The sequence below is a fragment of the Gemmatimonas sp. genome, assembly GCF_041689975.1.
GTDB lineage: Bacteria > Gemmatimonadota > Gemmatimonadetes > Gemmatimonadales > Gemmatimonadaceae > Gemmatimonas.
Window position 1 is genome coordinate 1 of record NZ_JBDNFF010000016.1, and the last position, 12508, is coordinate 12508.

General features: G+C 65.2%; 10 protein-coding genes and 1 pseudogene. 5 read left to right on the forward strand and 6 right to left on the reverse strand.

Features of this window, described 5'->3' with window-relative positions:
• From ACESNG_RS00985 to ACESNG_RS01000, 4 genes and pseudogenes are all read right to left on the reverse strand, one after another.
• Positions 1–486: pseudogene (locus ACESNG_RS00985) on the reverse strand (hypothetical protein); the annotation flags it as partial.
• Positions 487–642: 156 nt separating this feature from the next.
• Positions 643–1755: an HD-GYP domain-containing protein gene (locus ACESNG_RS00990; protein WP_373062800.1), complete on the reverse strand. Its 1113-nt coding sequence runs from the start codon at positions 1753–1755 to the stop codon at positions 643–645.
• Positions 1752–4520 carry a GAF domain-containing protein gene (locus ACESNG_RS00995; protein WP_373062798.1) on the reverse strand — a complete coding sequence of 923 codons (2769 nt, stop codon included), beginning with the start codon at positions 4518–4520 and terminating at the stop codon, positions 1752–1754. Before ACESNG_RS00995 ends, ACESNG_RS00990 begins: the two co-directional genes overlap by 4 nt.
• 23 nt (positions 4521–4543) lie before the next feature.
• The gene (locus tag ACESNG_RS01000; protein WP_373062796.1) at positions 4544–5338 is read right to left on the reverse strand and encodes a zinc-ribbon domain-containing protein; all 795 of its coding nucleotides are present in this window, start codon (positions 5336–5338) and stop codon (positions 4544–4546) included.
• A gap of 57 nt (positions 5339–5395) precedes the next feature.
• On the opposite strand from ACESNG_RS01000, the gene glnA reads away from it, so the two are divergent.
• From glnA to ACESNG_RS01015, 3 genes are all read left to right on the forward strand, one after another.
• A complete protein-coding gene (glnA, locus tag ACESNG_RS01005) occupies positions 5396–6763 on the forward strand; it encodes a type I glutamate--ammonia ligase (protein WP_373062794.1) in 1368 nt (455 codons plus the stop codon).
• A 19-nt stretch (positions 6764–6782) separates the two neighbouring features.
• The gene (locus ACESNG_RS01010) at positions 6783–7445 is read left to right on the forward strand and encodes a superoxide dismutase (RefSeq protein WP_373062792.1); all 663 of its coding nucleotides are present in this window, start codon (positions 6783–6785) and stop codon (positions 7443–7445) included.
• Between the two features lie 430 nt (positions 7446–7875).
• Complete coding sequence (locus tag ACESNG_RS01015) at positions 7876–9285, forward strand: M24 family metallopeptidase (protein WP_373062790.1); 1410 nt, start codon at positions 7876–7878, stop codon at positions 9283–9285.
• Between the two features lie 162 nt (positions 9286–9447).
• On the opposite strand, the gene ACESNG_RS01020 is transcribed toward ACESNG_RS01015, so the two are convergent.
• Positions 9448–10917, reverse strand: coding sequence for an aminopeptidase P N-terminal domain-containing protein (locus ACESNG_RS01020; protein WP_373062788.1), 1470 nt, complete (start codon positions 10915–10917; stop codon positions 9448–9450).
• A 225-nt stretch (positions 10918–11142) separates the two neighbouring features.
• Here ACESNG_RS01020 and ACESNG_RS01025 point away from each other — a divergent pair, with 225 nt between their 5' ends.
• Together ACESNG_RS01025 and ACESNG_RS01030 are read left to right on the forward strand one after the other, a co-directional pair.
• Positions 11143–11370, forward strand: a complete 228-nt coding sequence (locus ACESNG_RS01025) for a hypothetical protein (protein ID WP_373062786.1) — start codon at positions 11143–11145, stop codon at positions 11368–11370.
• Positions 11371–11388: 18 nt separating this feature from the next.
• On the forward strand, positions 11389–11973 hold the full coding sequence (locus ACESNG_RS01030; RefSeq protein ID WP_373062784.1) for a phosphoglycerate mutase family protein: 585 nt from the start codon (positions 11389–11391) through the stop codon (positions 11971–11973).
• Positions 11974–12053: 80 nt separating this feature from the next.
• Here ACESNG_RS01030 and ACESNG_RS01035 read toward each other — a convergent pair.
• Positions 12054–12508, reverse strand: a 455-nt coding sequence (locus ACESNG_RS01035; protein ID WP_373067352.1) for a LytR/AlgR family response regulator transcription factor, incomplete at its 5' end; no start/stop codon positions are given.

Consider the following 12508-nt stretch of genomic DNA (forward strand, 5'->3'; position numbering starts at 1 on the left):
GGCTGGCTTGGCTGCCGGCGCCTCAGCTTTGGGGGCTGCCGGCGCCTTCGGGGCCTTCGGGGCCTTGGGAGCCTTTACCGGGGCTGGGGCTTTGGCAGCCGGTTCGGCCTCGTCGTCGTCGAGCTCCTCGACGACCTCCGGCACGTCCGCCTTGGGCTCCGGCTTGGGGGCCTTCGCTTTCGGGGCCGGCTTCGGTGCACCGGGGTTCTTGGGGGGACGACCGGGACCACGACGCACGGGGCGACTGAAGATGTCGTCTTCGTCGTCTTCGTCTTCGCTCAGTTCCTCTTCGAAGCTGTCGCCCTCCTCGTCGTCCTCGTCGTCCTCGTCGTCGTCCTCGGCACTATCCCACAGGGAGTCACCGCCTTCGGAGGGGAGGCCGTAGCCATCGTCCTCCTCTTCGTCATACGACGAGCGGCCGTAGCCCACATCATCCATGTCATCATCCTTCAGATGGAGCTTCCCAATCTCGTCGCCACGTGGCATGACGCCTCCTCTCCTCGGAAAAGTTCGAACGCGATCGTCGTCCACACCGGCTTCTACACCGGCTGCGGTGACGCAGCTCGCGATACCCAAGACTTCGGGTGCTGCTGAATAGCACGACCAAGTACATACAAAAAGCGTGGGAGTCAAGCGTTCGGCCTACTTGACTCGCGGAATTCCTTCCACGGTTCCGCCTCGAACGACGGCATGGAGTGCGTCATACATGCGCGGTTCGAGCAGGCGCCCGGCCTGGGAGCGCAGGTAATCGAGGGTCGTGTCGGCCGACATCGGCTCTCGATAGGCGCGCTGGGAGGTAAGCGCGTCGAAGGCATCGGCCGCCGTGAGAATCCTCCCGCCGATGGTGATGTCGTCGGTGGCGCGCCCGAACGGATAGCCGCTGCCGTCCCAGTGCTCGTGATGGTCTCGAATGAAGAGCAGGGCGTCGCCGAGGTGGTTGAGCGGCGACAGGATGTCGAGGCCGATCCGCACATGGTCCTTCACATGCGCGAATTCCTCGTGGGTGAGCGGGCCCGGTTTGTTGAGCACCACTTCCCGGATTCCGATCTTGCCCACGTCGTGCAAACGTCCGGCAGTGTGGATGCAGTCGACCGTGTCCGCGTCGAGCTCCAGGTGCATGGCGATGGCGGCGGCGATTTCCGCCACCCGCTGCGAGTGCCCGCGCAGGTACAGGTCCTTCGCTTCCATGGCGTTGATCAGCGTCTCGGCCACGCTCACCGTCATCAGGCGGAGCGCTCCCTTCTCGCGTTCCAGCTGCACGGTGCGCAGGGCCACTTCCTCGCGAATGAGACGATCCACGGCACGCCGTTCGACACGGCGCACGCGTCGCATCATCGCGCGCTCGACGGCGGCCTGCAGGTCGGAAAGCTCGACGGGCTTCGTGAGGTAGTCGAAGGCGCCACTGGAAAGGGCCTCCGTGGCGCTGGCCGCGTCGTTGACGGCGGTCAGCATGATGATGCCAAGGTCGGCATCGAGGGCGAGGGCACGCGGGACGACGTCGAGGCCACTGATCCCGGGCATCCGGAGATCACAGAGCATCAACGAGAAGCGATCGCGGCCCAGCAGCTCGAGCGCGGCGGCGCCGGAGTCGGCGACTTCGACGTCAAAGCCGCGCGTGCGCAGAAAGCGACTGAGCGCCAGCCGGATCGTGGCCTCGTCGTCCACCACCAGAATGCGGCGCATCGAGTCCTGCGCGAGGGCGGCACCGGCGGCCTCGATCGCCACGATCGGATCGTGAACCGGAAGTCTGGTCATATTCGGTCGGAAGGCACTGCTGGCAAAATGATGGTGACGGTCGACCCGACATCGGGCTCGGACTCGACGCTGATCGTTCCGTCGTGCGCGTAAACGATACCGTAGCTGACGCTGAGGCCGAGCCCCGTGCCGGCGCCGGCCGGCTTGGTGCTGTAGAACGGCTCAAAGATGCGTCGGCGCACGTCCGCGGTCATGCCGACACCGGTATCGACGGCGGTGATGACCACGCGGTCGTCGTCGCGTCTGGTGCGGAGGACGAGCCGCCGCTCGTCCCGCCCTAGCATCGCGTGCTCAGCGTTGCTGATCACGTTGAGCAGCACCTGCTGGAGCTTCTGCGAGTCGCCGCGGATGTGGGGGGCGGTCGGGTCGAGCTGCAATTCGACCTCGACGCCGGCGTTGCGCAGCGGATAGGCTCGGAGGCGCACCGTCTGCTCGATGACCTCGTTGATATCGACCGGACCGGCGCCCCGCTCGGTTTTGCGGGCGAACAGTAACAGATCCTGAATCACCCGCTTGGCGCGGTCGCTTTCCTGCTTGATGAGCTGCACCGACTCGCGTTGGTCGTCCCCGAGTTCCTCTTCGAGCAGCAGCTGCGCGAAGGCGGAGATGCCGGTGAGCGGGTTGTTGATCTCGTGGGCCACGCCGGCCACCAGTTCGCCCAAGGCGACCATCTTCTCCGTGTCCCGGAGCTGCTCTTCGAGCTGTCGGTCCTGGCTGACATTGCGTACGCTGACGACCCGGCCAAGCAATTCGCCGTCATGTCCGGCAAGCGGGCTGACGGTGACGACCGCAGGGAATTCGCTGCCGTCGCGCCGCCAATGCACGTCATGTGAGAGCCGCACCCCCGTGTCGAGCAAGCCGTCGGACTCGCGCCTGCCTTCGCGCGAATCCTGTCCGGCCACGAGCTGTTCAAACTGCATTTCCATGATCTCGACCTGCGACCACCCGTACTCGCGCGCTGCGGCCGGATTGGCGTAACGCACGCCCACGCGATCGAGAATGAAGATCGGGTGGTCGATGGTGGTGAGCGCCGTGGCAAGCAGCTGTTCGCGTTCGCGGGCCAGCCGTTCTTCCTCGTCGAGCAGGAGCGCATCAAGGGCGAGGGCGACTGAGGCCGACAGCCGTTCCAGCGTGATGCGGTCGCGTGGCCGCAGCGGCGCACCGCGTGGTGCCGTGACCAGCAGAACGCCAAGGCTGCGATCACGCGCGGTGAGCGGGACGGCCAGTGCCCATTCGTCGGGGAACGTGTCGGCCACCGTGGTCGGTGCGACATCGCGCAGGTTTGGCAGCTCCGTCGGCCGGCCACCGGGCGCCACATCGTTCACGCCCTTGGATCCGGCCGGCCGCTGTCCCTTGAACACATCGAGGGTGCCACTGGTGGCCACATATTCGATCTGTCCATCGCGTGCCCGGGCCACACCGATCGCTTTGCCGATCGAGGGCACGAAGCGGTCGAGCACGTGCAGCAGTTCGTTTGTCCCGTCGGCGAGGGTCACGGCCTGTAAGGTGACCCGGGCCAGTTCGGCGGCGCCTTCGGCGCGCTGGCGCTGGAAGTCCTGCAGCGCAAACAGCCGCGCGGTTTCCACGGCGGTGCCGGCGTGCCGCGCGATGATCGTGAGGAGGTCGAGATCCTGCACCACGAACGCGTCGCGCTTGGCGCCGAGGAGTCGGATCACGCCCGCACTGCGCTGCCCGAAGCGGACCGCGGCGCACAGTTCCATCGTACCGCGGGTCATGCCGGGGCTAGCGGTCAGATGCGACGCCAGTCGAGGGACGCCCGTCTGTGCTGTGCAAGTGGCGAGCTGTCCTTCCGTGATCGTGAACCGATTGGTAGAGATCACGCGTCCGGCCTCCATGTGCAACACGCGCTGCAGACCTTCGGCGCCGATCGCCAGGACATCGATCGCATCACAGGGGATCACGAGATGCACGGCTTCGGCGATCGCCTGAGGCAGGCTCTCCTCGCTCGTGAGCTGCGTGAGTTGCTGCTGCGCTCGCGCGAGCAGGGCGAAGCGATCGGCCCGGCGTTCGAGCTCACCCAGCTGCACCGTGTTGCGGAAGGCGAGGGCAACCTGTGTGGCGAGGTTGGTCAGCAGCTCGCGCTCGTCGTCGTCGAACCGCCGTGCGCCGAGATAGCGGATGGCGAGGACGCCCTGCGCGCGTTCCTCGAGTACCAGCGGGAGCAGCGCGAGCGAGTACACGCCGGCGTCCACGAGCGCGCTACCGATGTCGTCGAGGTTGACCTCGGCGGTGAGGTCCTCGATGAACATCGGCGTGGCGTTGAGGACCACGTCGCCGAGGCGTGTTCGCCAGAAGGCCGACTCAACGCGGGTACGGGCAAAGCTGGCCACCCCCCACTGATGTTCGAAGCGCGCCGTCTTGAGCTGGGGATCGGCAGCGTAGACCGCAAACCCGTCGGCGTGCAGCTCCTGCACGAGGATGTCGGCCAGTCCGCGATACAACGCCTCGGGTGTGGTGGCATTGGCCAGCGCGCGCGCGGTGTTGACCAGGACGGCGTTCACATGGGCAGCGCGCGCGGCATCCACGGCACCGGCGCGGGCATCGGTCGCCGCCGCTTCCGCCTGTCGCACCAAGGCACTGCTGCGCATCACCATCGCCCCGTGGGCGGCAACGAGTTGGCGTGCTGTCCCGGCCAAACGCCCGTACAACGCTCTATTGGTCAGTGAGCGGTCTTCGAGGTCCTGCCCGAGCTGCGTGAGCAGCTCGGGGATGCGATCGGGCGGCATGTCAGTCGTATCGCGCACGTCCTTTGCCGCCCTCTCCAAATTCAGTTGGGCTTACGGGCGTCGGCGGCCGCGCGGTCGATTTCGGCGCGGTGCATGTCGTAGTCGGGCAGGCGAGTCGCGAGCTCCGGTTCGAGTGCCTTGAGGAGGCGCTGGTCGAACGTCTTGGCGGCGGTGTTGTCGCCGGTCATGCGAGCGGCGCGGGCGGCGAGGAGTAGTCCCAACAAGTTGCTGGGGGCGCTCCTGAGGATCGTGTCGGCTTGCGCCTTGGCGACGGCTGGAACGTTGGTCACTTCGGCAATGCGGCCAAAGTGATAGCGTTCGTCGGTGGTCGCCCCCTGCAACATCTCGTGCGACGCCATCGCCATGGGTGCGAAGAAGGCGACCGAGTCGGCCTTGCCGGCCTCGGCATACTCCATGATCCGGGAGTACAGCCGGTTCGCGCGCTCGCTGGGCGAGAGGTTGGAAATATCCGGCGGTGCGCCCCCCCCGCCGCCACCTTGGGCAAACGGCGCGGCGCCGGCTCCCGCTCCGTCGACCGCCTGCGTGGGCAGCGAGTTGGCCGACCCGTCGATGCCCGAGCCCTTGGCCGCACCGAAGTTCTTGCCGGCCACCATCGCTACGAGGGCGAGGAGAGAAACGAAGGCGACGCCCCACGGGAGCACCGACGCGGCGCCACCCGACGCGGCGGGTGCGCGGGTGACGGGAAGTCCCTGTCCGACCGGGGTACCGCAGCGATGACAGAAGCGGACGCCGGCGGAGAGCGCGGCGCCGCAGGCCGCGCAGAAACCTGCGCCGGCAGCAGGGGCCGAGCCCCCGGAAGGATTCGATGAAGTCATGAGACTCGAAAAATACTACAATACGACATGCGTGTACTCCTCCTTTCTTGACGAATCGTGCCGATTCACAGTCGTTCCCTCGTTCCTCCCGCCCTGACGGGCGCCACCGCCACCGACATCCTGGAGTTGGCGGAAGCGCACCAGGTGCGCTTTCTGCGGCTGCAATTCACGGACATCCTGGGCGTCATCAAGAACGTCGAGATCCCGTCGTCGCAGTTCAGGAAGGCGCTGCACGGCGACATCATGTTCGACGGCTCCAGCATCGCGGGCTTCGTCCGGGTGGAGGAGTCGGACATGCTGCTGGCCCCCGATCTCACCACGTTTCAGATCTTTCCGTGGGGCGATCCGGCGGCGCGCGTGGGCCGCGTGATCTGCGATGTGAACCGTCCTGATGGCACTGCGTTCGAGGGCGATCCGCGCTGGGTACTGAAGCGTCAGGTGGCCCGCGCGGCCGAGCTGGGCTTCGTGATGAATGCCGGCATGGAGGCCGAGTTCTTCCTGTTCAAGCCGACGGCCGACGGTCGACCGGCGACCGATACGCACGACGTGGGCGGCTACTTCGATCTGGCGCCGATGGATCTCGGTGAAGACGCCCGGCGCGCGATCGTGGACGCGCTGGAGCAGATGGGATTCGAGGTGGAGGGGGCACACCACGAAGTGGCCCACGGTCAGCACGAAATCGATTTTCGGTATGCCGATGCCCTGCGCACGGCCGACAACATCGCGACCTTTCGTTTCGTCGTGAAGCAGGTGGCGCGTCAGTTCGGTCTGATCGCGTCGTTCATGCCGAAGCCCGTGTTCGGACAGAACGGCAGCGGCATGCACACGCATCAGTCGTTGTTCACGGCTGGGCAGAACGCGTTCTGGGATCCGCAGCGCGAGTGGGCGCTCAGTCTGACGGCGCTGCACTATATCGGCGGCCTGCTGAAGCATGCGCGCGGGTTGAGCGCGGTGACGAATCCGCTGGTGAACTCCTACAAACGCCTCGTCCCGGGATTCGAAGCACCGACGAACGTGGCGTGGAGCATGCGCAACCGTTCGCCGATGATCCGGGTGCCGGAGCGCCGCGGCATGGGCACGCGGTTGGAGCTGCGCACTCCGGATCCGAGTGCGAACCCGTATCTTGCGCTCACGGCGATGCTGGCGGCAGGACTGGACGGCATCGAGACGCACGCGGATTGGCGCGAACCGATCAACACGAATATCTGGGAGATGTCGTTCCGCGAGCGGCGTCGATTGCGGGTGGACGACCTGCCGCAGAATCTCAGTGAGGCGTGCGACGAATTGGAGAAGAGCGACGTGATGCGCGACGCGCTGGGCGAACACATCACCGAGCAGTTTCTGGCGGCCAAACGTGCGGAGTGGCGCGAATACAACCAGCAGGTGAGCGCGTGGGAGCTCGAGCGATATCTGGCGAAGTACTGATTTCTATTCGGGAGATGCGATGAGCGTTCGTTCGTTGTACGCGCGAGCCGACGAGGTGTTGGCGCAGCGCTATCCATTCGTGTTGCCTGCGCTCGGGTATGACGTGAAGGCCATCGAGCCGGCCATCGATGCGCAAACGATGACCATTCATCACGACCGCCACCATGCGGCGTATGTGACGAATCTGAACAAGGCGCTGGAGGCATTTCCCCATCTGCACCAGTACACGCTGGGCGCGTTGTTGATGGGGATGCGCCGGTGGCCGGCGGCGGCGCAGACGGCGATTCGCAACAACGGTGGCGGCCATGCCAATCATGCGCTGTACTGGGGATTGCTGGCGCCGGGGAGCGCGACCTCGACAGCGCCCAGCGGGCAGCTCAGCGAGATGATCGAGCGCGATTTCACGACGGTCGATGCGTGCAAAACGGCGCTCAGGGCCGCGGGGCTGGCGCAGTTCGGATCGGGGTGGGCATGGCTGGTGAAGACGGCCACGAGCCGGCTCGTGGTGCGCGGGCTGCCGAATCAGGACTCGCCGCTGCTGGAGGGCGAGCTGCCGATCGTGGGCCTCGATGTGTGGGAGCACGCGTACTACCTGAAGTATCAGAACCGTCGCGCGGACTATCTCGATGCGGTGCTGGCGCGCATCAACTGGGATGTGGCCGGTGCGCAGCTCAAACGGTGAGAACTCGGTGACTGTTCGTTGAGCACGTTGGCGAATACCGAAGCCAAGTATCTGCAAGGCGTGCTGCGTCGCCACAAGGTGGTGCGCGACGGCTGCAGGAGCGGTTGGCGCCCGGGCTGTGAGCGGTGGCTACCGGTGTATTAGCAACAGCAAAAACAACAGCAAAAACAACAGCAAAAACAACAGCAAAAACAACAGCCGGAACACGGAGATCACGGATTAGCGGAAACTGCACGGATAAGACAAACGGCGCTGCGCTTTTTATCTATCGGTGCTTTTCGGTGTTATCCGTCGTCTCCGTGTTCCGGCTGTTGCTGTTCGGGTTTTGTGCAGCGAGTGCCATTCACACTATCCCCAAGTGAACGGCGGCGGCCAGATTTAGATAGCCTCCGGATTGCCCCTCCCGTTCAACTGCCAGACTCTCTTCGCCATGAAGCCACTCCTGATCGTTGCCACGTTGTTGGCCACCACCGCGCTGTTGCCCTCCGCGCAGGCGACGGCTCAGTCGTTGCCTGGCCGTCCCGCCGTGGCGTCGCGCGCGTTTGCCGTGGCGGAAGCCGCTGCACTGCTGCCCTGGTCGCAGCAGATTGCCATTCGCGAAAGCTGGCTCACGAAGCGGCACGCGCTGCTGCTGCCGATGATGCGGCGCCACAAGATCGGGATGTGGATCGTGGTGAACGAGGAGTTTCACGATGACCCGTTGTCGCAGTACGTCGCGCCGCCGCGACCGTATACGGGCAATCGCGACTTCTTCGTGTTCATCGACGCCGGAGAACAGGGGCTCAAGAAATTCGCCATTACGGCGTATACCGAGGAGAATCTGGCGCGCTTCTTCGATGCGCCGTTCACGGAGCCGCGTCCGCCGGCCACCACGCTGCGTGATCTGTACCAGCAGTACAAGCCGGCCACCGTGGGACTCGGAATTCGCGGACGGCGAGGCCAGACCCGTTCGCTGGGCTACGACGCCTATCGCTTTCTCGCGGAAACGTTGGGTGAAGACGCCGAAAAAACCTTCGTGAGTGCCAGCGATCTGATCGAGGAGTATCTCGATACGCGACTCCCCGAGGAAGCGGATCACTACCGGGCGGCAGTGTCGGTCACGGAGGCGATCGTGAAGCGCGCGCTGTCGAATGCGGTGATCACGCCGAATCGCACGACGGTGGGCGACGTGCGCCGTGCCCTGTTCGATATGCTGGGGGCGGCTGGTGTACGCACGTGGTTTCAGCCCGATCTGCGTGTGCAGCGGAAGGGTGAGGACATCGCCACCTCCCGCGGCTTTCTGGCCATTGCGCCGGAGAGCACGGTGATTCGCCCCGGTGACGTGGTGCACGTGGACTTCGGCATCAGCTACATGGGCTTCGACACCGACTGGCAGAAAATGGCCTACGTGTTGCAGCCCGGCGAACGCGATGTGCCGGAGAGCTTCAAGCGGGCGATGGCCAACACGAACACGCTGCAGGATGCGGTGATGTTGCGTCACGCGCGTCCGGGCTTCACGGGCGGCGCCGTGTTCACGAACACGATGGTCGAGATGAAGCAGCGTAGCATCGAAGCCATGGTCTACTCGCATCCCATCGGTACGCAGGGGCACGGGCTCGGCGCGTCGATCGACTTCCGCAGTCCGCTCCGCAGCGATACCACGGCGCAGAATTCACGGCTGCGACTGGGCTCGTACATCTCCATCGAACTCAACACGGCTACGCCGATTCCCGAATGGAATGGCAAGAAGCTGTTCGTGATGATGGAGGACGACGCGTTTCTCACGGAGCAGGGCTTTCGCTTCTTCCGGCCCCGTCAGGAGTCGTACTATCTAATCAAGTCGTCGGGTAGCGCGATGTAACCGTGGTAAAATTCGGTATGACCTCACGTCGTGATGTTCTTCGGGTGGCGGGCGGCTGCGTTGCGCACGTGCTGCTCTCGTCGGCTTGTGCATCGGCGAGTACCACCTCTTGTGACCGCTTGGTGGCGCACCGCGCGATGAGCGTGATCGGCGCCGGTGCTGCTAGGGCTGGATCTTCGCGCGTCGCTTCATGAGCGCTTCGATTTCGTCCATCTCTCGCGGCACCAGAGAGATCCGCTCGAGTCCCTTGCCGGTGATGATGTAATCGTCTTCGATGCGCACGCCGGTGTTCTGGTACTTGAGCACCGTGCTGTGCACCTTGGTGATAAACGCGCGGTTCCTGGGCGTATCAGGCAGCACGTCGAGCGCCTTCGTGCTCACGTAGATGCCAGGCTCGATCGTGAACGCATCACCGACGGCGAATTTCGCGTCAGGCCCGTTCTCCTGCATCGGGTCATGCACGGCGAGTCCGATGCCGTGCGTGATGCCATGGATCATCCACAGGTTCGACTGCCGACACTGTGCCGGGCTCGTCGCACAATTCACCCTCCAGGGCGGATCGAACGAGGCATCGACGCTCTCCACGAGCCCCAAGGCGGCCAGCCCGCGCGCGCGCAAGGCGACCGACGAATCGGCTGCCGCCTTCACGCTCATGCCGGGCTTGGAAAACCGCTCGGCGATATCCTGCGCATTGCGCACGAGCGTGTAAAGCTGACGCTGCTCGGCCGTGTAGGTGCCGCTTACCGGAATCGTGCGTGTGATGTCGGCCGCGTAGCCGCGAAATTCCGCCGCGGCGTCCATTACCACGAGATCGCCGGGCTTCGCGGGATCGCCCGCCTTCATGTAATGCAGTGTGGTGCCGTTGATGCCAGCGCCCACGATGGAGCCATAGGCGGGACGTTCGGCGCCACGTCGCGTGAACTCGTACTCGAGCGTCGCACGCAATTCGTACTCGTGCGTTGGATTCGCGGTGAGCATCGCGGCGCGATGCCCTTCGCCGCTGATCTCGGCGGCCTGCCGAATGAGCGCGAGCTCGGCGTCGGACTTCTTGGCACGGGCCTGCAATACCCACGGCATACCATTGCGCACCTTGAGCTCGGGAAAGCGCTTGCCGAGTCCCTTCAGTGCTTCCTGGCCGCGCGTGAGCGTATCGTTGCTTGCGAAATCCATCGTTTCCACGTCGGGCACGTGGTAGAATGGCAGGGCGGTGGCCGCGAGCGAATCGAGGAACGCCGGCAGCGCAGACGCCGAGCGTCCCGGCATGCCGTGAGACGCCATGCTGGTGGTCGAGTCGACGCGCACGCCGTAGTAGAACGCCGTCCGCGCGTCGAGCGTGGTCAGGAACAGCGTGCTTTGCGGGCGCTTGTTGCGTACCACCATGACCAGCGCCGCGTCGGGTTCGTTGAGCTCGGTGAGATACCGGAAGGCGGGGAGCTGGTAGAACGTGCTGAAGTCGTGCACGAGTGCGCGTCCGCCGAAGGCGATCACCACGCCGCTGTCGATGCGGGCCGCGATCGCCTCGCGTCTGGCGGCCGTTTCTTTCGGCGTGATCGCGGTGCTGGGCTGGGCGAGCAGGGCGGCGGGCGTGAGCGCGAGGAGCGCGGCGGCCAATGGGTAGATGGGTGTGCGCATGGTAGGAAAAGGGCGGTTGTGGCGATGGTCGTCAAGGCGTGGGGGCCACGGTGGCGAACGGTGGATACCGCCAGGGAAGCTGTTTGGGGGGAATGTGTGTGGGCGGGCGGAAGTGGTGCTTCCGGTGGGGCGGCCGAGAGAAGCGTTGATGGCTTTGGGGGACTCGTTTAGAGATTCCGGCACGACCTCTGCAGTACGGTGAGTCATACCTTCAAAGGAGATCTCATGCGCGCCACACTCGTGCTCGGCATTCTGTTGGTTCTGGCCGGCGGATACATTCTGGTTCAGGGGTTCAGCGTCACGACCAATCGTGAAGTGGTGGACATCGGTCCGCTGCAGGCGTCGGTGTCGGAGAAGAAGAGCGTGCCGACGTGGGTGGGCGGCATTGGCGTAGCGGCTGGACTCGTGCTCGTCATTGCCGGAGCCGGCGCCGGAAAAAAACTACGCGCCTGAGGCGCATCGAGGAGCGAGATGCAGACGAGATCACGGTGGGGCGCTGTTGCGGTCGGACTCTTTGGTTTCGTGCTCTCGTCGGGTGCTATCGCGCCACGTACGCTCGCGGCACAGCCGTCGTTGGTGGTGCTGGTCCGTCATGGGGAGAAGGCGACCGAGGGGGGCAGTGATCCGTCGCTCAGCGCTGCCGGCCGGGCGCGGGCGCAGGCGCTGGCCGACGCGCTGGCGATGACGACGCCGAACGCGATCATCGTGACGTCGCTCAAGCGTACGGCGGAAACGGCGGCGGTGGTGTCGGCGAAGACGGGGGTCGTGCCCACGGTGATCACCATTGGTAACGGCGCGAAGCACATCGCCGACGTGGCGACTGCGGTGCGCAAGGCGACGGGCGTGGTGCTGGTGGTTGGTCACAGCAACACGGTGCCGGCGATCGTGAAGGCGCTGGGTGGGCCCAAGCTGCCGGACCTTTGCGACTCGAGCTACGCCACAATGTTTGTGCTTACGCCGGGCGCAGAGGGGAAGGCGGCGCAAGTCGTGCTGGCGAGTTATGGGGCCGCGGATGGGCCGCTGTTGGCGTCGTGTACGGGGATGGTTGTGAAGTGACCGCTGTGGCGAACGGGGGCGCGGGGGCCAACGGTGGATATTGCTCGGGAAGCTGATTGGGGGGATTGTGTGGGGTGGCGCTAGAGCGCGTTGCGGAGGGCGTTGAGGCGATCGCGGGCGAGTTTGACTCTGGTGCCGGAATGCAGGACCGCGCTGAGTTCGGTGTTGTCCGGGGACTCGATGGACTGGATGGCATTCAGGCGAACCAAGGCAGAGCGATGTACGCGCAGGAAGCCGGCAGGCTGCTGTCGGGCTTCCATACGGTGCATACGCTCTCTGATCAGCCAGGCGCGCGTGGCGGTGTGGAGCCAGAGGTTGTAGCCGTCGGCCTGCCCCCATTCGATGTCGCGCACGGGGACGACGTGCACGGTGCCATGCTCTGTCACGAGGATACGATCTTCGGAATCAGAGGTGCCGAGTGCGCGTTGAATGCGATCAACGGCGTCAGCGAGGTGGGCGCGACGGATCGGCTTGAGGACAAAGTCGACGACGTCGGCACCGTAGGCTTCGATGGCGAAGTGCGGATGCGCACTCA

Coding starts and splice junctions, on each gene's coding strand:
- ACESNG_RS00990 (WP_373062800.1), bottom strand. CDS start 1,755: ATGACCAGACTTCCGGTTCACGATCCGATCGTGGCGATCGAGGCCGCC.
- ACESNG_RS01000 (WP_373062796.1), bottom strand. CDS start 5,338: ATGACTTCATCGAATCCTTCCGGGGGCTCGGCCCCTGCTGCCGGCGCA.
- ACESNG_RS01010 (WP_373062792.1), top strand. CDS start 6,783: ATGAGCGTTCGTTCGTTGTACGCGCGAGCCGACGAGGTGTTGGCGCAG.
- ACESNG_RS01015 (WP_373062790.1), top strand. CDS start 7,876: ATGAAGCCACTCCTGATCGTTGCCACGTTGTTGGCCACCACCGCGCTG.
- ACESNG_RS01020 (WP_373062788.1), bottom strand. CDS start 10,917: ATGCGCACACCCATCTACCCATTGGCCGCCGCGCTCCTCGCGCTCACG.
- ACESNG_RS01025 (WP_373062786.1), top strand. CDS start 11,143: ATGCGCGCCACACTCGTGCTCGGCATTCTGTTGGTTCTGGCCGGCGGA.
- ACESNG_RS01030 (WP_373062784.1), top strand. CDS start 11,389: ATGCAGACGAGATCACGGTGGGGCGCTGTTGCGGTCGGACTCTTTGGT.